This window comes from Candidatus Planktophila versatilis, from assembly GCF_002288265.1.
Classification (GTDB): Bacteria; Actinomycetota; Actinomycetes; order Nanopelagicales; family Nanopelagicaceae; genus Planktophila; species Planktophila versatilis.
Genome location: NZ_CP016778.1, coordinates 923,754 through 946,351, shown reverse-complemented (window position 1 = coordinate 946,351; position 22,598 = coordinate 923,754). Strand labels below are relative to the sequence as shown.

Sequence of the window (22,598 nt, the reverse complement as noted above, 5' to 3'; positions counted from 1 at the left end):
GGTGCACAGTGGAGTCAGTCGCTCATGTAGTAATCGGCTAGAAAGATGAAATGCGCTCATCCTTTCGCTGTACTGTGCAAAAGGCGAGATCCGGTTTCTTACCCCCTTTTACGCTGCCGCCATGGCCCCTAGGAAGCAGAAGAACACCCGATTCATTCTCTCGATCTCACTTTTCATAGCAGCGCTCCTGGCTTCTTTTCTGATGTCCGTTGCCGCAAATCAGAAGGAGAAATATTGGGTGGCAAGTAGGCCGATTGCATCAGGAACATCTATTGAGAGCACTGACCTTAATCTCATCTCAGTCACCCTGGGGCCAGCTCGGGGAAGGTATGTATCTGCAGATATTGATCCCACCGGCCTGATTTCACGCCGCATCATTGCCGCAGGAGAATTAATTGAAGTCGATGCACTGACTAACCAATCAATTTCTGCCAGGCAAAAGCAGGTTTCTCTGAGTATGCGCGCGGTAGATATTCCATCACAAGTCGGTGTTGGAGAGATTGTCAGCCTCTATCAGTTACACGATGAAAAGAATGGCGAAAGCTTGCAGGCGCCCACCTTCATCCTCGGAAGCGTCTTCGTAGTTTCAATCGATAGGAAAGGATCAAATTTCGGGGGAGAAGTGGCAATGACAGTGTCAGTAGCTGGTGAATTCATTGCTGACGTATTAGCGGCGACCACTAGCGGTCGTTTGGTTGCCGTACAAACACATGGCTAAGTCAGAACACGCTAGTGCGGTTACAGCGATTCATGGTTCTGACTTTGAAAGCTTTGCGGCAAGTACCTTATTTAGCCAAGGCTGGAGCGTCCTATACCGCGCACTGGATTGGGTATCTCTCAATGAGTTTTTGCAGGGTTTAGAGACACAACCAGATGTATTACTCATCTCCACAGATTTAGAGGGGATTGATCCCCAGTCTCTTCATAAACTCACTAATAGCGGGATGAGAATCTTCATCTTTCGAAAAAGCGATGCAGATCTGCGTCAATTTCCAGATTCCTTTGCCCAGCCCAGCGTTGCCCTCGAGTTGATTGCGATGATTCGCGGTTCGATGAGAAGACCGATGCTCAGAGTCAGTGAGCCGATTACCCAGCAAACTCGAGCCCATGTCCTGGCAATTGCAGCTGCCCATGCTGGCGCTGGCTGCACATCCTTAAGTATTAACATCGCAACTGAACTTAGTCTTTTAGCAAAGAAAGTTCTCATCATTGATGCAAATGCTATTTCTCCAGCTATTGCAATTCTCTTAGGGCAACAAGGGTTGAACTCTGCAAAGAGCTTTCAAAAGATTGCCAGTAATCTGTGGGCACTGGAAGTCACTCAGGAAAATACCGCTGAATCTATTGCGCTATTGGACACCGCTAAAACGGAGTTTGATTACATCATCATCGATTCCGGTGTCATCAACGAACTTGCGCAAGTACTTCGAGGCCAACGCTGGACTGGTGAGATTTTGGTGTGGGTCACTTCGCAGGCAGATGAATTATGGATCATCGCAAAATCTAACCGAGTGGGAGTCGAGCGAGTTCGCAAGATTTCACAAGCTCTCTCACAAAATTCAATGAAGCCCACAATCTCTTTTGTGCAGGCCATGTCGGCTCCAGGAAAGAGAGGCGCAATTTACGACGAAGCATTTCTGGCGGGTGCAAGGACGATTGGCCCTAAGAAAATTCTTGCGTATCCGGCGGATTCACGTTCGATAGCAATGGCTGAAAATGAGCAGACATCACTCTATGAATCCAATGATCGAAGCCTGCTCCGCAAGAGCATTGCCAGTTTGGCCGGTGAGGTAGGGGGATAACTTCTTATAGGCTAGGCACATGCGTGCATACATTGGTGTTACCGCCTCTGAAATTCAAGAATTTCTCCAATCAGGAGAGTTCGATGTCAGCGATGCCTATGCAGCTACCCCCACATTCATATCTAGCAATAGCGATCTCGATGAAGAAGAAGTCGAATACACCCTTTCACTGATTGCAGCTGAAGATGCAGTGGAGCTACTTGGTTCTGCTGTTGGTACTGCCTGTGTGTTAGCTCTGGAAGTTCCTGAATCAAACATTGAAGCAGAGCATGAACTCTCAATCTCACTTTCTGCACCTCTGCTGTGGGATTACGTGCAATGCTGTTTTGAAGTTTCAGCTGATGGTCAGGAACTGACCTGGTTTGCCACACAAGAGATTGCCAGCAATTTGGCAACGTGGCTTTCGTAAGGATCCGTAATATGGCATCGATTGAAGAATTTGTGAAAGAGCGAAGTCCGCTCACCGACATTCATATCCACCGCCTGCGAGAACTGATTGCCGATTGGCAACTTCTTTCAGATTTATCATTTGCCGATCTCATTCTCTGGGTTCCGCTGCGAAAAGATTTCAAGAGTTGGCCCACGGGATACGTTGCAGTTGCGCACATCAGACCAACAACTGCCGCAACTCTCTTTCCACTTGATGTCATCGGGGATGAAATCACCCATGGGCAGCGCAAATATATAGATCAAGCACTTGCTAGTGCTGAGATTGTCAGAGATACAGAACCAGAACCGATGGGGGAGTTCTCGGTTAAAGAGGAAACAATCCCAGTCTTAGTTGATGGCCTTGTGGTTGCAGTTATTTCGCGACATAGAAATGCCGAACTCATGCGCCAACCCAGCCGCCTTGAACTTAATTATCGCGAGATTGCACATAATTTATATCGAATGATTACGGAAGGAAGTTTTCCATATCCAGATGCAGGATCACTTTTTGACCCGGCACCGCGAGTGGGTGATGGATTAATCCGCCTTGATGTCAACGGTGTTGTCTCCTATGCAAGTCCGAATGCACAATCAGCATTTAGCCGCTTAGGGTGGGTGAAGGAAGTTGAAGGCATTGAGCTTGGAACTCTTGCACAATCACTTGCGCAACACAGTGCTGATGCCCAAGAAGAGAGTATCGCTGGGGCACTTACAGGTAAATCACTGAAACGAGTTGAAGTTGAAAATGCGGGTGGAACTATCTCATTTACCGTCCTGCCACTAATTCAAGGTGAAAACCGGATTGGTGCAATCGTTTTACTTAATAACGTCACTGAGATTCGCAGACGCGAGCGAGAGTTAGTTACCAAGGATGTGACTATTCGCGAGATTCATCACCGAGTAAAGAATAATTTGCAGACTGTTTCAGCTCTGCTTAGGTTGCAGGCCCGCCGCATCAATGATCCCAACGCGAGTGCGGCACTTAACGAGGCGGTTCGTCGTATTGCCTCCATTGCCTTGGTACATGAAACTCTTTCCAATACCCCCGATGCATCAGTGGGATTTGATCAGGTGCTAGATAGCCTGGTCACACATGCGCTAGAGCTGAGCCCTCGAATGAATGAATTGCGTATCGAGCGAACCGGCACCTTTGGTTCACTTGACCCACGAATTGCAACACCGCTAGCCCTAGTCATTACCGAACTCATTCATAACGCCCTCGAACACGGATTAGCTGAGGAGGGTTCAGTGCTCGGAATTCATGTTGATTCAGGGAATTCAGATATTCAAGTGATCATTTCAGATGATGGTGTGGGCTTACCTGAAGGATTTAATATCGCTGAGTCCCCAAACCTTGGTCTGCAAATTGTGCGCACACTGACCGAAAATGAACTCAGCGGCACGCTCTCATTGGTCTCTGATCACGTACAGACGAAAGCGATATTGGTTTTTCCCAATACTAAGTAAAAATCAGTGGTTAAGAAAGACCGTTATCCATCAAGCGAGCACGGTTACGAGCGGCGCGACGTTTAAGGGCGCGGCGTTCATCTTCTGAAAGTCCGCCCCACACACCTGCATCTTGACCTGATTCCAGCGCCCAAGCAAGGCATGGATCTTTTACGATGCAGCGATTACATACCTTCTTCGCTTCTTCAATCTGGCTAATTGCAGGGCCAGTATTTCCAACGGGGAAGAAGAGCTCAGGATCTTCATCACGACACGCAGATTGATGTCTCCAGTCCATGGCTCACCCCTTTCAATTCCAGATATAAATGTGTGCGCAACTAGTGCGTGCAAGAGGTTAATTCTCCCTGTTACTACAAAGATAAACAAGAAGGAAGGCGAAAAGATTTCGTACTTTGTAGTGATTTATATCCCTCTTACGCTCTTTGCGTTATGAAATGATTGAGCGCAGTTGGTGCTAGTGCCCCCGACAGGAATCGAACCTGTGCACCTGCCTCCGGAGGGCAGTGCTCTATCCCCTGAGCTACGGGGGCGCAGGTAGAAGGGTAGATTATCTGACTATGAGCGATACCGAGAGCGCATATTTTGCAACAGGTTGTTTCTGGGGCGCCGAGCGCAGATTATGGAATATTCCTGGAGTACTACAGACAAGCGTTGGCTATATGGGTGGAGCACGTCCAGATCCTTCATATGAACAAGTGTGCACAGGAGTTACCGGCCACGCTGAAATTGTGGAAGTGAGCTTTGATCCAACGAAGGTCACATATAGACGATTACTAGAAGAGTTCTGGGTGATGCATGATCCGACGTCACTGAACCGACAAGGTGGAGATATCGGAACCCAGTATCGGAGTGCGATTTTTACAACGAGTGATTCTCAGTTGCTTCAGGCAGAGGCAACACGCGATGTGTATCAGGCAGCACTTTCCCGAAAAGGTATTGGCGAGATTGTTACCGAGATCAAGAGCGCGCAAGGCATCCCTTACTATCTCGCGGAGGAGTACCACCAGCGATATTTAGCGAAGAATCCCAATGGCTATGACTGTCATTCAAGTACGGGAGTCCCATTTCCTTCGCAAGTCTCCAGTTAAGCGATTACTCTGTACCCATGACCGATAAGTTCCTGCACCCGGAGACTCTTGCAATTTCAGCAGGGCGTCCGCAAGCAGCGCCGGGCGCCGGGTTAAATACACACATCTCCCTGAACTCCACATACCGTGCCGGAGGTGACATTAATTATGGCCGCTTCGGAAATGAAAACTGGCATGACTTAGAGAATGCAATTTCGGCACTGGAAGAAGCACAGTCAACGTTGGTCTTTGCCTCAGGGATGGCGGCAATCACTGCCGTCTTTTCGCTCTTGCCACACGGAGCACCTGTAGTTGCCTCACATGAAGGCTATAGCGGCACCATGTCACTACTCAAGCGTTATCACACCGAAGGACGACTAGAAGTTCGCTTTGTAGATATTACAGATACAAAAGAAGTAATTAGCCAATTACAGGGCGCCGCCTTCTTATGGGTGGAATCACCAACCAACCCTGGGTTAAATGTTGCTGAAGTAGCAGTAATCATTGGCGAAGCAAAAAAGCGTAATTTGGGTGTGGGATTTGATAATACTTTTGCAACACCGCTCAATCAAAAGCCGCTGACTTTTGGCGCCGATATTGTCATGCATTCAGTAGCCAAATATCTAGCAGGCCATAGTGATGTAATTTTGGGTTCACTTTCGGTGAAGGATCCTGCGCTTCATACCCGCCTCATTGAAGCCCGCACAACTCTAGGTGGCGTTGCCGGTCCTTTTGAAGTCTGGCTTGGTCTGCGCGGACTTCGCACCTTCCCACTTCGATTTAACCGTGCCCAAGAAAGTGCGGCCATCTTGGCAAAGAAGTTAGCTGATCACCCTGCAGTGAAAAATGTTCGCTATCCCGGATTTGGTGCAGTTGTTTCATTCCAAGCTGGCGCAAGCGCCGAGCAGGCCGAAGCAATCTGTGATGCATCAACTCTGATTGCCAATGCAACAAGTCTGGGGGGAGTTGAAACCACGTGGGAGCGCCGGCGTCGGTGGGAACGCGAGAGCCATAGCGTGCCGGAGAATCTCATCCGTCTTTCAGTGGGATGCGAACATATCGATGACCTCTGGCACGATATCGACACTGCACTCACCCAGGGGTAAAGCGCGCACTTTGATTCAAAGTGGAGTATTTTTAGCCATATGAAAGCGCTCCGAAGAACCCTTGCGGCAATCACTGTTGCACTTCTTGCCTTCCGCGCTGTTGGATCATTTCTATCCTGGGTTGAAAAACAAGATGAGAATGAAACTGATGCTTGGATTGACGAAGACGAATTCGAAGAAGCGTAAATGTCTGACAACCAGTATGTAGCTGGGTCTTGCAATATTGGCACCGGAGAAATTCGCCGCCGCCAAATAGTTGCCATTATTGGAAGCGCTCTCAGCGTGAGCGCACTTATTGGATTTATCTCAACAAGTGCCGAACCCTCGCTTCGACTAGGAATCTTTATTCCCCTGGCTGTGGCATCAATTGGCTGGGTGCAATCGAAACGAAAATTCTGTCTCGCATACGGCCTGATGGGAACATTTAATTTCGGCAAGCTGGGTCAGCTCTCGCGCGTGCAAGATAAAGCAGCGCTTGCAGCCGATCGAAAGACTGCAGTGGTCATTCTCACTCAATCACTCTCGTTAGCTGCAGTCCTCACATTAGTTGTTTATCTGCTGCCACTCTCCAGCTAAATCTACTCTTACATTTTCACCCCTGTAGTGGGATGCTATTGAAATGAAAATCATCATTCATCCTCGCCATGCAGAACTCGCTAGTGACTTTTCATCGATAGCAGAAGAGAAGTTACTCTCTATGAATCGCTTTAGTGTGACGATAGACCGCATTGAAGTGGAAGTACTGCATGAGGCAAACCCGCGACAGGGCAAACATTCTCATAAGGTGGTTATTACTTCACACGGTTCAGGTCCGCTACTGCGAGCAGAGGCTGCTTCATTTAATGACGTGGCGGCATTTGATGATGCAATTAAGAGTATTGAATTACAAATTAGAAAAATACATGAACGCGAGAAGAGCCATGATCGTCATACCTTGCGCACCATGAAGGTGGATGTGAAAGAGTAACTAGCGGAATTGTTTCTCTCTCTTTTCTTGCCTCTCTTTTTGTTTCGCTGAATTTTTCTGCACGCGCATTGGATCTATTGGCGGTATAGGAGGTTGGCCAAGTGCGATGATCGCACTCTCTCTAGCGTAAATCGCTGCCGCGACTGCGCCTTTCTTTACTGTAATGACAGAAATCTTTTGCTCTGGCTTGCTTGCAATTTGCATGGCAGATCGAGCATCTTGATTAGCTTTATTAATAGCCAGATAAAAACTCTGGTTTATTTCACGCATTTGCTGGTCGCGAAGTTGCATCGCTTGGTTAAAGGCATCCATATCTCGCTGGAATTGTTCGAGGACCCCTGAAGGCAGAGGAGGTGGTGTCCGTTGATCTGCTACAGCAGATTGAGAGAAAGAAGAGAGCGAGCAGAGAGTGAAGATAACCGCTGCGGATATGCCTCTTCTCATGGCTTAATAGTATTAAAGAGGTGGTGTGAATCTTCTGTGAATCACCTAGCGGTTTCGTGTGCAAGGGCGTGAAGTGGTAGAAAAAGTGGGAATTGCGTGAAAGGCTGGGCGCATGAGCCAACTCATCATGATTATTGACGACGAAGTCGGAGTCCGCGAGGTGCTCGCCGATGCCTTCAAACTCGCTGGATTTGAAACTGTCGTGGCAGCTGATGCCATGGTTGCCCTTACTCTGCTTCGCACAACCAAACCAGATCTTCTTGTTGTTGATATCAATATGCCCATGATGGATGGCTTTGAATTTATTGAACGCATTAGAAGTACCGGAGATAACACTCCTGCACTGATGCTAAGTGCGCGCGGTGACCGAGCCGACATTACTCGTGGATTAACTCTGGGTGCCGATGACTATGTGACAAAACCATGGCGCGGTCTAGAAGAACTCGTGCTTCGAGTAAGAGCCATCTTGCGAAGAACTCAATTTACAGTTACTTCTGATACGAGCTTAAGCAGTGGTCCCATTAAACTTGATAACGACACACATCAAGTCACATTTAACGGCGAGGTAGTGGAGTTATCTCCGACAGAATTTCGCCTGCTGCATGTATTGCTCGAAAGCAAGGGACGGGTATTGACTAAGACTTACTTACTCGATGAGGTCTGGGGAATCACCTTTGAATCTGAGAGCACCGTTGTAGATACTTATATTTCCTACCTGCGAAAGAAATTACATCGTGATGGATATGAAGGCATAAAGACGATTAGAGGGGTCGGCTTCCAACTTCTTACGGAGAAGAGTTGAAGATCTCAAACAGTACAAGGACCAGCATATTCACAGTTTTGCTGGTCACAGTAGTCACCTTGGGAATCGGTAGCTACTCCGCTTTTCATACCCGTAGCGCTGAATTATCTGAGGTAAATGCCTCACTCGATTTTGTTGCACAAGAGGCGATAGATAACCCAGAGCAATCAATTGGCGCAGCTCTCTTTGCTATCGAGCAGTTAACTCTTAATGCAACGCTGACGCTTTTAACCGAGGAGGGTCAAGAGACTGTAGTTCGTGAGTCCTCTTTGAGTTATCTAGGAGCCCCTGCAAAAGATCTCATTGAAAAGGCAACCGCCCGCCCGGTGTCAATAAAATCTGGTGATCCCTATCAATTGCGAGCAGTGCGCCTTGATGAGAAAGATTTCCTACTCATTGCCCGATCCACTAACGCGATAGATGAACACTTTGAGGTCAATCTCCGTGCATTGGGAGTTGTTACTTTTTTTGTCGATCTCATCGCAGGAGTATTACTCTTTTTCTTCTTTAGGCGAGCTAATCGCCGAGATGAATATGCATCCCTTGCTCGTATGCAGGAATTTCTGGGCGATGCATCTCATGAATTGCGCACCCCACTCACCGTGGTCAAAGGTTATGTGGAGATGCTGAGTAAGAAACAGCTGGTAACGGCTGAAGATCAAGATCGTGCATTTACTCGCGTGGGAACTGAAATCAATCGGATGGAGAATCTGATTCAAGATTTACTGCTTCTTGCCGAACTAGGTGAGAGCGGAAGTCGAGATATTGAAAAAATGGATGTGAGTGAGTTGTTAAGCGCTCATGGCACTGACTTCACGACTCTTAATCCTGGGCGCAAGGTAGTCTTAAAAATTGAGAATGACTTGGCGGTAGTGGCTTCCAGAGATTATCTCTCTCGATTTATCCAAAATGCTTTTACCAACATCATGCGCCACACCAGTGCAGATGCTGCGGTAACAATCACATGTAGTAAATCTGGAAAGAACGTCCTGATTTTGATTGAAGATGCTGGGCAAGGATTACCTGAGGGTGCTTACGCTGAGAATATTCGCTCACTCAATCGCTTTGATAAGTCTCGCTCGCGCGAAAATGGTGGTTCGGGGTTGGGTATGAGCATCATGTCTGCCGTTATTGAAAAACTGAACGGCACTTTCTCGCTACGCAAGAGCGCCCTGGGCGGCTTGGCGGTAGTGGCGAGCCTTCCTTTAGCTAAAGACTAAACTTAGCCCTGTGAGCGATGCCAATCTCGAAGATGTATTTGTTGAGCTCACCGAGAAATTTAGTGATACCAACTCCTTAGTCAGAGTTGTCCTCTCGGGTCGGCGCAGAAATATGCAGACTGCGCACGAGCGCATCGACCTGCGACCTGTTTTGATTAAAGATTCCATTGCGATACAAGTTAGTCATAGCGATAGTCGACAAATGACAACGAAGAATTATGAAGTAGGGCAAGCACCCTTTAGCGAATTAATGCGCTCTGGATATGCCAATATTCTGCTAGAACAGACTCACCAATCAATCAGTGTGCGAATTACGAAAAAGGGTGAAGCACTCATCCACCGCGAATCAACCGAGCGCGAACAAGAGCTTTCACATGACCGCAGTAAGTCGCGATTACTTGACCCATCTGATCCCTATCTGATTGCAGTTGGTATATCTGATGCCCAAGGCAATCTCAAAGCTAGCAAGTCAGATAAATACAAGCAGGTAGAAGAATTCTTGCGATTACTCACCCCAACGCTAACAAGTGCAATCAAGGCCGGGCATATCGACCAACCCACTGCTGCCAAGCCCCTGACAATCGTCGATCTTGGTTGTGGCCATGCCTACCTAACATTTGCAGCTCATCAATATCTACGTAGCCAAGGTATGCCGGTTAAAGTCATCGGTATTGATGTTCGCACCTCTGCTCGAGATCGCAACAATGAGATAGCCAAGCAATTAGGAATCTCTTCGAGTATCGAGTTTCGAGCTGAGGAGATAGCAGATACCACTCTTACCTCAGCTGATATCGCCATCGCACTTCATGCATGTGACACAGCAACTGATGATGCAATTGCCTGGGCGATTAACTCTGATGCCAAGCTGGCTTTGATAGCACCTTGTTGTCACCATGATATTCAGGCACAGATGAACGAGATTCCGCAGCCATGGTCGATCATTACCCGCAACGGAATTATGAAAGAACGCCTGGGAGATTTGCTTACCGATGGCCTACGCATGCAGATCATGAAATTGCGTGGCTATCGGGTAGAGGCAATTGAATTTATTGGGGGAGAGCACACCCCCAGAAATCTCATGATTCGCGCAGTAAAGACCGGTGCAGGGGTGGACGCATCAGAAAAGCAGAGATATGACGAGATGCTGGCGCTCTGGAAAGTTAAACCTGCGCTAGCAACGCTGATCAAAGGTTAGACTTCGCACTATGTCCAAAGTCCTTGCATCACTTCCTATCGGTGAAAAAGTCGGAATCGCCTTCTCTGGCGGACTCGATACATCGGTCGCTGTGGCCTGGATGCGCGCAAAAGGTGCGGTGCCATGCACCTACACCGCAGATCTTGGCCAATATGACGAGACCGATATTGATTCAGTTCCAGTTCGCGCCAAAGAATATGGCGCAGAGATTTCACGACTTGTTGATTGCAAGACCCCACTTGTCGAAGAAGGTCTTGCTGCAATTGCCTGCGGCGCTTTCCATATTCGCTCTGGTGGTAAGGCCTATTTCAATACAACACCACTTGGCCGCGCCGTAACTGGAACGCTGCTGGTTCGTGCGATGTTGCATGACAAGGTTGAAATCTGGGGAGATGGTTCTACCTATAAAGGTAATGACATCGAACGTTTCTATCGCTATGGTCTGCTTGCTAATCCAAATCTTCGTATCTATAAGCCTTGGCTCGATGCTGATTTCGTGCGCGAACTTGGTGGGCGCAAAGAGATGTCACAGTGGTTAGTTGCTAACAATCTGCCATATCGCGACAGCACTGAAAAGGCTTATTCAACTGATGCAAATATCTTGGGCGCAACCCATGAGGCAAAGGATTTAGAGAACCTCGATGCCTCCATTGAGATTGTTACTCCCATTATGGGCGTGAAGTTCTGGGATTCATCAATTTCTATTGCATCTGAAGATGTGAAGATTGAGTATGTCCAGGGTCGCCCGGTGGCAATTAACGGCCAACGCTTTAGCGATGTCGTAGCACTCATGGATGAGGCAAATAAAATTGGTGGTCGCCATGGCCTTGGAATGAGTGATCAGATTGAAAATAGAATTATCGAAGCTAAGTCTCGTGGAATCTATGAGGCTCCAGGAATGGCGCTGCTCTTTATCGCTTACGAGCGACTCATCTCTGCAATTCATAATGAAGACACGATTGCGAACTACCATGCTGAAGGTCGCAGACTGGGTCGCTTACTCTATGAAGGACGCTGGCTTGATCCACAGAGTTTGATGCTCCGTGAATCACTCACACGTTGGGTTGCATCGGCTGTTACCGGCGAAGTCACACTTCGTCTGCGCCGCGGTGATGACTATTCAATTATCAATACAACTGGACCTGCCTTGAGTTATCACCCAGATAAGTTATCGATGGAGCGCACTGAAGATGCTGCCTTTGGACCAACAGATCGTATTGGGCAGTTAACTATGCGTAATCTAGATATTGCCGATACCCGGGCAAAGTTAGAGATGTATCGCGATCAAGGCCAACTCGGTGGCGGAGATTTCAACCTGATTAAGGAGTTAGAAAATTAATAAGACCACTCGCAAAGCAATAGCTGGCGTCATTGCCGCCACACTCGTAGGACTCACCGTCCTAGTTGGTCTCAACGTTACCGAAGGAGAGAAGATGTCAGGTGCAACAGTGCTGCCAGTAGTTTCTACAGTAGCAGGGGAAGTTCCCACAATTTCAAAGCCAGAAGGTAGCGCGCCAACAGAGCTCACTACCAAAGACATCATCGTTGGAACCGGGGCAGAAGTTCTTCCGACATCTACTTTGACTTTTCACTACACACTCATGGCGTGGTCAACTGGAAAAATCATTGAGTCATCCTGGGTCGGCCAGCCAGCAACATTTCCGTTAGCGGAGGTAGTTGAAGGTTGGCAGAAAGGTTTGCCTGGTGCCAAAGAGGGCGGACGTAGATTGCTGATACTTCCACCAGAGATGGGATATGGCGCAGCTGGTTCTGGACCAATCGGTCCGAATGAAACTCTCGTCTTCTCCGTCGACATTATTGGTGTCGCTTAAAGAAATAGTTTTACTTCTTTAACCAAACCGTTGTACCGGCCGGAATTTTGCCGTCGGTAAGTGGGTGGGAAGAGATGAGAATTTCCCCTTTAGGCATTGGATAACTTTCACCTCGGAAGTTGGTGATGCAGTGCCAGCCATTTGGCCGTGAGAAGTGCAAGACAGATGAATTACCAGTCTTATGCCACTTTATCTTTTCTTCAGTGATTAGTGATTTACGAAGTCCCAGTGCGATGCGATAAATGGAGAGCGCCGAGTTCGGATCATTCTCTTCTGCTTCTACTGAGTAATCTGCAAACCAAGACGGTTGTGGCAAGTGTGCACCGCCTGTTCCAAAACCAAAAGAAGAACCTGATTTCTGCCACGGCAGCGGCACACGGCAGCCATCTCGCCCCTTATCCATTTTGTTATTGCGTAGGTATTGCGGATCTTGAATCTGACTTGCTGGAATATCAGTGACTTCGTGCAGACCTAACTCTTCACCTTGATACATATAGGTACTACCAGGAAGGGCCAAGATAAATAGCGTTGCCGCAAGTGCGTTCTGTGTGCCAGCGGCTGCATCTAGCGGGTGAGAAGTTCCATTGGAGAGCATCCATGAACGACGATCCACCGCTGAATTAAGACCCATCTTCGTTGCATGGCGGATTTGATCGTGGTTTGAAAGTGTCCATGTGCAAGAAGATTTGTTCTTTAGGGCAAGCTCCAGCGCATCTTGCACGCTCTCCTTATATGCAGCTGCTTCAAAGGGAGTCTCAATGAAACGGAAATCAAAACATTGTCCCAAAGTCTTTGTGCTGGCATAGAGCGGAAGTCGTTCGGGGTGCACAAATGCCTCTGCCACAGCTACTCGTGGCGGGTCATACTGGTTAAATAGTTTGCGCCATTGTTTGTAAATCTTAAAGAGTTCATCGCGGTCGGCCAAGATTCCCTTGCCCTTATTACCGCGCTCTTCCAGGGTTTCAAAGACTGGCAGGCTACGAAGTGGCTCAGAGAGATCTTTCTTCAGTGCATGTGCCACATCGATGCGAAACCCATCAACACCGCGATCAGCCCAGAACTTAAGTGTCTTAAGAAATTCCTTTTCCACTTCTGGGTTATCCCAGTTAAAATCTGGTTGCTCTGGTGCAAACCAATGCATGTACCACTGGTTACCTTTGCCACCCATGACTGATTCATGGGTCCAGGCACTAGGCGCAAAGTGTGAAACCCAATCAGTGGGTGGCAGCTCGCCCTTTTCACCTTTTCCATCTCGGAAGATGTAACGATTGCGCGCTTTAGAGCCAGGCTTTGCTTCGATTGCTTCCTTAAACCACACATGCAAATTAGATGAGTGGTTAGGAACGATATCGACAAATATTCGGATACCAACCTTATGTAGTTCTGCCAGCAGCTCATCAAAATCTGCCAGCGTTCCAAGCCGTGGATCTACATCACGATAATCAGCGACGTCATAGCCACCGTCTGCTAGCGCCGATGGATAAAAAGGACTTAACCAGACCGCATCAAGGCTCAATGATTTCAAGTATGAAATACGCGAGGTAACACCTTTGAGATCGCCGATGCCGTCGCCATTTGAATCGGCGAAGCTACGCGGGTAGATCTGGTAGATGGCCGCTTGGCGCCACCAATTCTTATCTTTTGAGAGTCCAACGCTTTTAGGCATGGGTCGTACTCTACGGAAGGAGTCCAAGGCAATTGTCGAAAAGCACACAAATGTGATGTAAATGGAATGTATTTGCGGTTTTGTGCAGTCGTCACCCTTTTGAGTAGGATTCTATGAAGTTACATTCTCCCGCTTCAAGGAACAGGTTCTTGACTATGACAACGGTTTTACTTACTGGTGCCAGCGGATATATTGGCAAGCACATCGCCCTACAACTACTCAATGATGGATACACAGTCCGTGCTTCGGTGCGCAAGCTCAGTAAAGGTGATGAGGTGCGTAACGCAGTTGCCCCACACCTTTCACCTGGAGTCGATCTTGCTAGCAAGCTTTCATTTGTTGAACTTGATCTAGAAAAAGATGCTGGGTGGAGCCAAGCGTTAGTGGGCATTGATGTGCTGATGCACACCGCCTCTCCCTTCCCGCTTGGGTCACCAAAGGATGAGAATGAACTTATTCGCCCGGCAGTTGATGGAACCTTGCGCGCACTTCGCGCCGCACAAGCTGGCGGCATTACCCGAGTGATTCTCACATCTTCGATGGCGGCAATTTATGCTCGTGATTTACCGGCAGGGACTAGCGCCTATGACGAGAGTATGTGGACTGATGTGAATCATCCGGCCGGCAAAGATGCCTACATACGCTCCAAGACTTTAGCTGAACAAGCTGCGTGGGATTTCATTAAGAACCAAGCACCTGAAATTGAGCTCACAGTGATTAACCCAGCACTGGTATTGGGCGCTCCGTTAGATAACAACTTTGGGTCTTCTATCTCCTTGGTGGAAAGATTGCTCCTAGGTAAGGACCCGATGGTTCCTGATCTGCGCATGCCGATAGTGGATGTCAAAGATGTTGCTCGCATGCACGTGCAATCCATCAAAGTTACCGCTACTGCGGGAGAGCGAATTTTATCTGTTTCTGAGACTAAATCATTTATGGAGATTGCAAAGCTTCTCAAATCAAAGTATCCACAAAGTAAGGTCAAGACCGCACTTGCACCCAATCTTTTAATCAAGTTCCTCTCACTCTTTGACCCGGCAATTAAGTCAGTCGTAGCAATGCTGGGTAAGCCACTCATCATTAGCCATGCCAAGGCCGAGCGATTGCTGGGAATCAGCTTTATTCCGGCGCAGGTAAGCATTCTGGAATCAGCTGACTACCTTTATAAGAATGGGCTCATAAAAGGGTAAATGGTTGGCACTCTTTCTCGTGGCCTTCTCTAGGCTATAGCCATGACCTTGCTACATATCCTGGACCTGCTCTCCACCTTTGTCTTCGCACTTGTTGGTGCTCGGGTGGCTGCAGATAAGGGCCTTGATTATGGCGGTATTGCATTCATAGCAGCGATTGCATCAGTATCAGGTGGAACCCTTCGAAATGTATTTCTTGGCCTGACTCCGATCTGGATCACAGATGGCTGGATTGTTATCAGCATTATTGCTGCTGTAGTTCTTACTCTTGTCTTTAGACGTGTCACACATATTGGTAAGACGCTACTCATTATGGACACCTTTGGCCTTGCTGTGGCAACACTTTCTGGAACACAGCTCGCCTTTGAAGAAAACGTTGCCTGGTATGCAGCCATTCTTTTGGGAGTCATAACCGCTGTGACCGGCGGGCTATTACGAGACATTCTCTGTCAGCTAGAGCCGGTCTTGCTCCACCGCGAAACGATTGGCACATCAGCACTCATGGGAGCGATTACCTTTGTTGCCCTGCATCAACTCAGCGTTGCAGATAATCTGGCGGCAATCATTGGGGGAGTAGTAGTGATGCTTACCCGTGTGATTTCAATCCAATTCGATCTACACCTGCCTAAGTTCAGCAAGTAGCAGGAGAGATAAGTTCTCATCAAAACTCACCTTGGATATTGACATTGGCTCATAACACAGTACTTTTGCCAGAATGTTCGTGGCAAATCTAGGAGTCAAATGAAAATTGCTGTTGTTGGCAGTTACGGCGTTGGAATGACGATGCGGATTCCGCAACTTCCGCAGGCTGGTGAAACTCTCATGGGTGGCGTATTTGATGCTGGACCAGGTGGCAAAGGATCTAATCAAGCAATAGGTGCGGCGCGACTTGGCGCCGAAGTAAGTTTCCTTACCGCTATTGGCCCTGATGATTTTGGACAAGGTGCACGTGCACTATGGAAAGTAGAAGGTGTCGATGATTCATGTGTGGTCACCGGCAAGGGCCACACCATGGTGGGATTTATCTTGGTCGAATCCGATGGTGAAAATAGAATCTTGGTTGCAGCTGGGGCCCTGGATGAATTAACTCCAGCTCATGTGGAAAGTTTCCGTACACATATCGCTAAAGCTGATGTGATCGTGGTTTCCATGGAACTTGCTCTGCCCGCGGTCTTGGCTTCGTTAAAGATTGGGCGGGAAGAAGGTCGTTTAATAGTTCTTAATCCAGCTCCGGCAGTGAAATTACCGCCAGAGGCATGGTCGATGTTTGATGTCATCACACCCAATCGAACTGAGGCCCCGGTATTACTTGGAATCCCGGGCGATCATGGGCTCTCACCTAAAGAACTCATTGCCCAGATGCGACTTAAGACCAGTGCCAAGATAGTGATGACTTTAGGCTCGGAAGGCTCGCTCGTAGATGATGGCAGCGATGTGTACGCCGTTCCGGCCATTAAGGCGAAGAAAGTAGTTGATACAACTGGTGCTGGAGATAGTTTCACCTCTGCCTTAGCTGTTGCTATAGCTGAAGGGTGTGATTTTCATGAGTGTGTGAAATTTGCAACCGCTTCAGGTTCACACTCTGTTGGCATTGCCGGAGTTATTGATTCACTACCTACGAGAGAAGAGATTGAAAAATGTCTAGCACAGTAGATGCTGCCACTTTAACCCCAGCCCAACTTGCTCCGTATATTCAACATACCAAGATAGAAGTGGGCTCTACTCGGCAAGAGATGATTGCCCATGTGGAAGATGCCATCAAATATGGCTTTAGCGCGGCAATGGTGCCGGGATCATGGGTTGCACTGACCGCATCAATTCTTAAAGGAACAGGAATTGAAGTTGCCTCAGCTTTAGATTTTCCCACCGTAGGTGTGATGACTAGTGCGGGCAAAGCTGCCGAGGCAGCAGAACTTGTGCGATTAGGTGCCACTCAAATTGATATTGGGGTTCAGATCGGTTGGCTCAAATCTGGAATGTATGACGAATTCCGGGAAGATATAGCGGGTGTGGTGCGCGCATCCGGTGTTCCGATCAAGGTGATGTTAGAACTCCCACTGCTAACGGAAGCAGAGAAGGAGTTGGCAGTGCAGCTCTCCATGGAAGCCGGCGTTGCATATTTAAAGAATGCGAGCAGTGGCCAGATAGAGACTGCTAACCCTGAGAGCGTGCGATATTTAGTAGCGCGTGCCAAGGGCGGAGTTCTCGTTAAAGCCTCTGGTTCCATTAAGCATTTAGCCCAAGCTCGCGCGCTAATTGCAGCAGGTGCATCGTTACTTGGTACCAGCGCCGGAATCGAGATAATTTCTGATACGAGTAGCGCTGAGACAAAGAGTTACTGATAGGTAGCCGATAAGCAGGTGCAACGTAACGGTGCGTTACTAAGCCGGTTGCGGAGATACAGGCCGGGGGAGTGTCTCCTGGCTGGGGGAATCCCAGCGACACTTGCCAAAAACCTATTGACATCCAGGCGTAATGGGAGTTTTATACCCATATTGCGCCTGGAAAGGATTCCACGGATGCATTCATCGGAGAGGATGAGCAGGCATGGCGCAGAAGGCTAAATCTCGTCGATTTAAATTTCCAGAAGAGGCGAGCGTTGTTTTTGCACTCCTTGTTCTTGTCGGAATTGTGGGAGCGCTGCGCCCAACATTTTTAAAGCCTGAAAACCTTCTTAACCTTGCTGCAAGCTATTCCATCTCAGCACTTCTTGCCGGGTGCATTGTCTATCTACTTTCCATGGGAGAAATTGATCTCTCATTCGGTTGGATCCTTAACCTTTCTGCAGTAGTCGCAGGTCTTTCCATGATTGCCGGAGTTCCGGTCTGGATAGCAATCATTTTTGGAATCTGTGCCGGTGGATTTATGGGAGCAATCAACGGTGTGCTCACAGTTGTGATGAGACTTCCATTAATCATTGTTACCTTGGGTACAGCTTCGATATTTCAGGGTCTTTCTCTGATCTCAAATAAGTCAGGTTCTGTCGTTCCAACTGATAAGAAACTTACTGAAAATATCTTCTTTAGAGTCCTCGGTGGCGATATTGAAACACCAGTACCTTTTATTTTGATTTTTGTGGTCTTTGCATTTCTAGTACTTCATTTGACTTTACATAAGACTCGTTTTGGATATCGAATTCTTGCTATTGGTAGTAATCCAGAGGCGGCGCGTCTGGCTGGCATACCAACTAAGAAAATCAAGATTCTCACCTGCACACTTATGGGTGTTGTCTCTGGCATCGGTGGAATCCTCTTCCTTGGTTTTAGAGGAGCAGTTGATCCAAGTACGGGAGCTAACTTGCTACTGCCAGTTGTGGCAGCGGCAATCATTGGCGGAACTCCACTTTCAGGTGGAGCCGGAACAGTTTGGGGCTCATTAGTCGGTGCACTCATTGTGGGAGTTATCGGAGTAGGCATTGTCTTCTTGGGTATCGATGCCGTGTGGAGCACCCTGGTAACCGGGCTCGTCATTATCTTTGCAATCGGTGTGGATCAAATTGTTCGAGTTCGGAAAAATCGAGCGAGTTAAAATAAGTTTCAACCTTGCTCATCGGGAGCATTGCTTGAATAGAAAAGAAGGAGAGGAAAAAGATGACAATCAAGAGCCGTCGTGCACGTTTTAGTGCAATAGCAGTTGTTACAGCGTTGGTTTTTTCTGCTAGCGCAGTAGCCACTCCTGCGCAGGCTGCGCAGAAGAGACTGACCATCGGTTTCGTAGTACACGTGATTGGTAATCCATTCATTCAACAAATTATCGATGCAGCCCAAATGGCTGCTAGAGATCTCAATGTAAAGCTCGTAGTAACTGGCCCAGCCGGTGCTGAAGGCGATGCGCAACTCACTGCGGTGCAAAACCTAGCCGCATCTGGTGTTGACGGGATTGCAACTTCTGTTCCTGCTGCTTCCATGGTTAAGGGACTGAACACAATCATTAAGGCCGGAACACCTATCGTTATGTTTAACGGACTTGGCGAAGGAGTTAACGGACCATATGTTGGTGAAAAGTCAGTTGAATCTGGACGCCTTCTTGGAAAGATGGTCCTAGATAAGATCGGTGGAACAACCGCTAAGGGTGGTGTCATCGTTGGAAACTGCTACCCAGGATTCCCAGTGTTGGAAAACCGCCAAAAAGGTGTGCTAGAAAGTCTTGCTAAGGCTTCTGGGGTCAAGATCATTGGACCATCAGATGTCAAGGTTGACTCAGCAGCTAACTTCGCTGCATGGCAAGGACTTCTTGCTGCGAATCCAGACGCACTTGCAATGGTCGGTCTCTGCGCTCCCGATGTTGAAAGCATCGGTAAAGTAAATGCAGCTGCTCCATCATCAAAGGCAATTGGTGGCGGCTATGACCTCACAACCGGAAACCTCGAAGCACTTGCAAATGGAACTGCCCACATCAGCTTGGGACAGACTCCATTCGTTCAGGGATACCTTCCTGTCAAGGTGTTGGCAGATAGCCTCCGAAACAAGATCAAGATTAACAAGCCAGGCTTCTTAGACTCAGGAACAGAAATTGTTACTGCAACTAAGGTCATAGAGCCATTCGGTTCAGCACCACTTACCTTCAAAGCGCTGCAGAAAATGTCAGCTTCAAAGGCTTTGACTCGTAAGTACTACGACCCAATAGTTAAGGGTTACATCAAGGATTGGCAGAAGAACCTCAAGCCAATCTCAGATGAATCTGCTTAATTAATAAGTAACCGGGACAAACTACGAACGGAGGTCACACATTGAATACTCAAAGCGTTCATAACGTGATCTCCGTTCGTGGCCTGGCTAAGCGCTACGGTGGGGTTAAAGCCCTCAACGGATTAGATTTAGATTTAGAGGCGAATAAAGTCCACGCCATTGTTGGTGAAAATGGGGCTGGCAAATCAACGTTCATGAAGATTCTCTCGGGTGGAGTCACCCCCGATGAGGGCAGTATCGAATTCATGGGGGAGAAGTTCTCCTCCTTTACCGTGCAATCAGCATCAAAGCTTGGTGTCGGAATCATGTATCAAGAGCTGCGCTTGTTTCAGCATCGTGATGTATTAACTAATCTTTTTCCAGATCGCGAAATGCGCATCGGCCCATTTATTGCTAGAAAGAAGATGGCTGAGATTGCGCTACCGGTCCTTAAGTCCATTGGACTCGATGTGGATCTCAATCAGATTGTCGGAGAAGTGCCCCTTTCAGACCAGCAACTGATTGAACTTGCCCGTGTTCTCATTGAAAAACCTAAACTTCTCATTTTGGATGAACCCACCTCTGCCCTCAATGCCCGTGAAAGTAAGCGCTTACTTGACCTAGTGAAAGCTTTGCCGGCGCAGGGAACGACAGTGCTTTATGTTTCACATAGATTAGATGAGGTTTTTGCAGTTGCAGATCACATCACTGTGATGCGCAATGGCTCGCTTGTTTTTTCAAAACCCACCACAGAGCTCGACATTCCTACCGTCATTGGTGGAATTGTGGGAGAAAAAGCCGCTTCCTCCATTGCCAAGAAAACAGGCAGTGCCGATTTATATGCAAGTGCGAAAAAAGTCTTGGAAGTGAAGAACCTCAGTAATGGTAAGCAGGTCCTAGACATTTCGCTAAACGTTGCAGCAGGTGAAATTGTTGGTGTCGCCGGGCTCATTGGTTCTGGCGCCGATGAACTACTTGAGACTCTCTTTGGAGCGCGGCCAAAGGTCGCAGGCACGGTCACTGTGCAAGGCGTTGAAAAGACCCATTTAAGTCCTCAGAATTCAGTGCGCGATGGTGTTGCTTTAATTCCAGCAGATCGCAAACGGGTAGGGCTGATGCTGGAGCGAACAGTTTCAGATAATTTATCTCACGTTGCTATAGGTGGAGATAAAAAAGGAACGCTATTGATCTCTAAAAAAGCGATGGCTGCAACTGCCATGAGGCTTGTTGATAAGTTTGTGATTAAAACTGAAGGCGTTCAAGTAAATGTTGGAAATCTATCTGGCGGTAACCAACAGAAGGTAGTTATCGGCAAGTGGCTAGAAATTAGTCCGGGACTGGTCCTGCTCGATGACCCAACGCGAGGTGTAGATATTGGAGCCAAAGTCGAGCTTTTCCGCCTTGTTCGCGAAGTTGCTGCTGAAGGTAAGGGCATCTTATTTAGGTCAACGGAAATCTCTGAGTTAACTACCTTGTGCGATCGCATAGTTGTAGTCAAAGATGGTGTCAGTACACGTGAGGTCTCCGGTGTTGATGATGGCGAGCTCATCAAATTAATTAACGAATAGTCCACCCATAAGACCGATTGAGAAGAGAAAGAGGAAGAAATGGTAAGAAGAGCGTTCACTATGCGTTTAAAGCCAGGCAGTTTGGCGACATACAAGATGCACCACGATGCGATTTGGGCAGAGATGATTGCCGAACTAGAAAAGTCCGGTATTGCAGATATGACTATTTTTGAAAATGATCCAGTTCTCGTGATGTATTCAGTGATTACCGATGTTGAGGCGTGGGATCGACTATGGCACTCAGAGGTACACGACCGCTGGGCGGTATTGATGAGCCCACTGATGGAGTTCAACTCAGATGGAATTGTTAACTCAACAGAGCTTCGCGAAGTCTTCCATCTCGAAACGAACGCTGGTAAGTAGCAAAGATGTCGGCTGCAAAACTTGCTCTTGTCACGGGTGCTAGTCGTGGAATCGGACGCCAGATTGCGTTAGGTCTGGCTGACCAAGGCCACCAAGTTATTGCAGTCTCACGTTCGGCACTTGATACAAGCGCATTGTCGGCTTCTCAGAAGTCGATGATCACAAGCATCACCGGTGATGTCAGCGACAACTCCTTTGTTGAAAAGCTTGAGAAGCAGGTTTCAAAAGAGTATGGCGCTGTGCAAATTCTTGTAAATGCAGCAGGAGTATTTGGACCCATTGATCTCATCCAGAATACCGATCCAGGCGAATGGGTGCGCACCATCATTATCGATGCCATCGCGCCCTATTACACCGCTCGTTCATTCTTACCTGGAATGCTTAAGAGCAAGTGGGGCAGAATTATCAATTTAACATCTGCTGCCTCCTTGCATCCACCAGGCCCACTTAACAGTGCTTACGGAACTTCTAAAGCAGCGCTGAATCAACTCACCAGACATCTTGCAGCTGAGGTTGCTGGCTCAGGTGTCACCGCAAATGTCATGCATCCAGGTGATGTTCGAAGTGATATGTGGGGCGATATTAAGGCCAAGGCAGAGGCTCTTGGTGAGGTGGGCAAAGATTACAAAGCCTGGGTTGATTGGGTAGATCAGACCGGCGGGGATGATCCGAAGAAGGCGATGGATCTCGTTCTTAAGTTAGTAAGTAGTGAAAGTGATTCGGTCAATGGCAGATTCTGCTGGATTGATCAACCACTGCAAGCGCCAATTCCAAGCTGGGAAGATCCGGTAGACGCCAGACCTTGGGGTTAGC

General features: G+C 48.0%; 26 protein-coding genes and 1 tRNA gene. 23 read left to right on the top strand and 4 right to left on the bottom strand.

Annotated elements, in window-relative coordinates:
* Positions 1-121 precede the first annotated feature (121 nt).
* The 4 genes from A1sIIB76_RS04840 to A1sIIB76_RS04825 are packed head-to-tail and all read left to right on the top strand — an operon-like array spanning position 122 to position 3,698.
* Positions 122-718, top strand: coding sequence for a flagella basal body P-ring formation protein FlgA (locus A1sIIB76_RS04840; protein ID WP_095697129.1), 597 nt, complete (start codon positions 122-124; stop codon positions 716-718).
* The gene (locus A1sIIB76_RS04835) at positions 711-1,802 is read left to right on the top strand and encodes a CpaE/TadZ family protein (protein WP_095697128.1); all 1,092 of its coding nucleotides are present in this window, start codon (positions 711-713) and stop codon (positions 1,800-1,802) included. The genes A1sIIB76_RS04840 and A1sIIB76_RS04835 overlap by 8 nt, the downstream gene beginning before the upstream one ends.
* 19 nt (positions 1,803-1,821) lie before the next feature.
* Complete coding sequence (locus tag A1sIIB76_RS04830; protein ID WP_095697127.1) at positions 1,822-2,211, top strand: DUF6912 family protein; 390 nt, start codon at positions 1,822-1,824, stop codon at positions 2,209-2,211.
* Positions 2,212-2,222: 11 nt separating this feature from the next.
* Positions 2,223-3,698, top strand: a complete 1,476-nt coding sequence (locus A1sIIB76_RS04825) for a sensor histidine kinase (RefSeq protein ID WP_095675084.1) — start codon at positions 2,223-2,225, stop codon at positions 3,696-3,698.
* Between the two features lie 10 nt (positions 3,699-3,708).
* On the opposite strand, the gene A1sIIB76_RS04820 is transcribed toward A1sIIB76_RS04825, so the two are convergent.
* Both A1sIIB76_RS04820 and A1sIIB76_RS04815 read right to left on the bottom strand, forming a co-directional pair.
* A complete protein-coding gene (locus A1sIIB76_RS04820; RefSeq protein WP_095684919.1) occupies positions 3,709-3,975 on the bottom strand; it encodes a WhiB family transcriptional regulator in 267 nt (88 codons plus the stop codon).
* 181 nt (positions 3,976-4,156) lie between these two features.
* Positions 4,157-4,228: transfer RNA gene (locus tag A1sIIB76_RS04815), tRNA-Arg, on the bottom strand.
* A 27-nt stretch (positions 4,229-4,255) separates the two neighbouring features.
* On the opposite strand from A1sIIB76_RS04815, the gene msrA reads away from it, so the two are divergent.
* The 5 genes from msrA to hpf are packed head-to-tail and all read left to right on the top strand — an operon-like array spanning position 4,256 to position 6,838.
* Positions 4,256-4,786, top strand: a complete 531-nt coding sequence (msrA, locus tag A1sIIB76_RS04810) for a peptide-methionine (S)-S-oxide reductase MsrA (protein WP_095675082.1) — start codon at positions 4,256-4,258, stop codon at positions 4,784-4,786.
* Positions 4,787-4,803: 17 nt separating this feature from the next.
* Positions 4,804-5,871 (top strand): trans-sulfuration enzyme family protein, encoded by a 1,068-nt coding sequence (locus tag A1sIIB76_RS04805; RefSeq protein WP_095684918.1) that lies wholly within the window; start codon positions 4,804-4,806, stop codon positions 5,869-5,871.
* 39 nt (positions 5,872-5,910) lie between these two features.
* Positions 5,911-6,057 carry a hypothetical protein gene (locus A1sIIB76_RS06915; protein WP_190277042.1) on the top strand — a complete coding sequence of 49 codons (147 nt, stop codon included), beginning with the start codon at positions 5,911-5,913 and terminating at the stop codon, positions 6,055-6,057.
* Positions 6,058-6,447 carry a hypothetical protein gene (locus A1sIIB76_RS04800; protein WP_095684917.1) on the top strand — a complete coding sequence of 130 codons (390 nt, stop codon included), beginning with the start codon at positions 6,058-6,060 and terminating at the stop codon, positions 6,445-6,447. It begins immediately after the preceding gene.
* Positions 6,448-6,490: 43 nt separating this feature from the next.
* Positions 6,491-6,838, top strand: coding sequence for a ribosome hibernation-promoting factor, HPF/YfiA family (hpf, locus tag A1sIIB76_RS04795; protein ID WP_095675079.1), 348 nt, complete (start codon positions 6,491-6,493; stop codon positions 6,836-6,838).
* On the opposite strand, the gene A1sIIB76_RS04790 is transcribed toward hpf, so the two are convergent.
* The gene (locus A1sIIB76_RS04790) at positions 6,839-7,282 is read right to left on the bottom strand and encodes a hypothetical protein (protein WP_125918790.1); all 444 of its coding nucleotides are present in this window, start codon (positions 7,280-7,282) and stop codon (positions 6,839-6,841) included.
* Positions 7,283-7,394: 112 nt separating this feature from the next.
* On the opposite strand from A1sIIB76_RS04790, the gene A1sIIB76_RS04785 reads away from it, so the two are divergent.
* The 5 genes from A1sIIB76_RS04785 to A1sIIB76_RS04765 all read left to right on the top strand — a co-directional run bounded on the left by A1sIIB76_RS04785 (position 7,395) and on the right by A1sIIB76_RS04765 (position 12,331).
* Positions 7,395-8,084, top strand: a complete 690-nt coding sequence (locus A1sIIB76_RS04785) for a response regulator transcription factor (protein ID WP_095697126.1) — start codon at positions 7,395-7,397, stop codon at positions 8,082-8,084.
* Between the two features lie 38 nt (positions 8,085-8,122).
* Positions 8,123-9,304, top strand: coding sequence for a sensor histidine kinase (locus A1sIIB76_RS04780; protein ID WP_223298130.1), 1,182 nt, complete (start codon positions 8,123-8,125; stop codon positions 9,302-9,304).
* Positions 9,305-9,314: 10 nt separating this feature from the next.
* Entirely contained in the window at positions 9,315-10,499 is a 1,185-nt protein-coding gene (locus tag A1sIIB76_RS04775; protein WP_223298755.1) for a class I SAM-dependent methyltransferase, read from the top strand.
* A gap of 10 nt (positions 10,500-10,509) precedes the next feature.
* Positions 10,510-11,838: an argininosuccinate synthase gene (gene argG / locus A1sIIB76_RS04770; protein WP_095697125.1), complete on the top strand. Its 1,329-nt coding sequence runs from the start codon at positions 10,510-10,512 to the stop codon at positions 11,836-11,838.
* A 94-nt stretch (positions 11,839-11,932) separates the two neighbouring features.
* Positions 11,933-12,331 carry an FKBP-type peptidyl-prolyl cis-trans isomerase gene (locus tag A1sIIB76_RS04765; protein ID WP_095697124.1) on the top strand — a complete coding sequence of 133 codons (399 nt, stop codon included), beginning with the start codon at positions 11,933-11,935 and terminating at the stop codon, positions 12,329-12,331.
* A gap of 10 nt (positions 12,332-12,341) precedes the next feature.
* Here the strand turns inward: A1sIIB76_RS04765 and A1sIIB76_RS04760 are convergent, their stop codons facing one another.
* On the bottom strand, positions 12,342-13,997 hold the full coding sequence (locus A1sIIB76_RS04760; protein ID WP_095697123.1) for a glycoside hydrolase family 13 protein: 1,656 nt from the start codon (positions 13,995-13,997) through the stop codon (positions 12,342-12,344).
* A gap of 155 nt (positions 13,998-14,152) precedes the next feature.
* Here A1sIIB76_RS04760 and A1sIIB76_RS04755 point away from each other — a divergent pair, with 155 nt between their 5' ends.
* The 9 genes from A1sIIB76_RS04755 (at position 14,153) to A1sIIB76_RS04715 (ending at position 22,597) form a co-directional block, all read left to right on the top strand.
* Positions 14,153-15,187, top strand: coding sequence for an SDR family oxidoreductase (locus A1sIIB76_RS04755; protein ID WP_223298128.1), 1,035 nt, complete (start codon positions 14,153-14,155; stop codon positions 15,185-15,187).
* 42 nt (positions 15,188-15,229) lie between these two features.
* Positions 15,230-15,829, top strand: a complete 600-nt coding sequence (locus A1sIIB76_RS04750) for a trimeric intracellular cation channel family protein (protein WP_095684909.1) — start codon at positions 15,230-15,232, stop codon at positions 15,827-15,829.
* 99 nt (positions 15,830-15,928) lie between these two features.
* Positions 15,929-16,840: a ribokinase gene (locus tag A1sIIB76_RS04745; RefSeq protein ID WP_095684908.1), complete on the top strand. Its 912-nt coding sequence runs from the start codon at positions 15,929-15,931 to the stop codon at positions 16,838-16,840.
* Complete coding sequence (gene deoC / locus A1sIIB76_RS04740) at positions 16,825-17,529, top strand: deoxyribose-phosphate aldolase (protein WP_095684907.1); 705 nt, start codon at positions 16,825-16,827, stop codon at positions 17,527-17,529. Before A1sIIB76_RS04745 ends, deoC begins: the two co-directional genes overlap by 16 nt.
* Before the next feature lie 205 nt (positions 17,530-17,734).
* Complete coding sequence (locus A1sIIB76_RS04735; RefSeq protein ID WP_095684906.1) at positions 17,735-18,715, top strand: ABC transporter permease; 981 nt, start codon at positions 17,735-17,737, stop codon at positions 18,713-18,715.
* 62 nt (positions 18,716-18,777) lie between these two features.
* Complete coding sequence (locus tag A1sIIB76_RS04730) at positions 18,778-19,875, top strand: sugar ABC transporter substrate-binding protein (RefSeq protein ID WP_095684905.1); 1,098 nt, start codon at positions 18,778-18,780, stop codon at positions 19,873-19,875.
* Positions 19,876-19,916: 41 nt separating this feature from the next.
* Positions 19,917-21,422 (top strand): sugar ABC transporter ATP-binding protein, encoded by a 1,506-nt coding sequence (locus tag A1sIIB76_RS04725; protein WP_095684904.1) that lies wholly within the window; start codon positions 19,917-19,919, stop codon positions 21,420-21,422.
* Between the two features lie 39 nt (positions 21,423-21,461).
* Positions 21,462-21,785 carry an L-rhamnose mutarotase gene (locus A1sIIB76_RS04720; protein WP_095684903.1) on the top strand — a complete coding sequence of 108 codons (324 nt, stop codon included), beginning with the start codon at positions 21,462-21,464 and terminating at the stop codon, positions 21,783-21,785.
* A 5-nt stretch (positions 21,786-21,790) separates the two neighbouring features.
* On the top strand, positions 21,791-22,597 hold the full coding sequence (locus tag A1sIIB76_RS04715) for an SDR family NAD(P)-dependent oxidoreductase (protein ID WP_095697122.1): 807 nt from the start codon (positions 21,791-21,793) through the stop codon (positions 22,595-22,597).
* Position 22,598 lies beyond the last annotated feature (1 nt).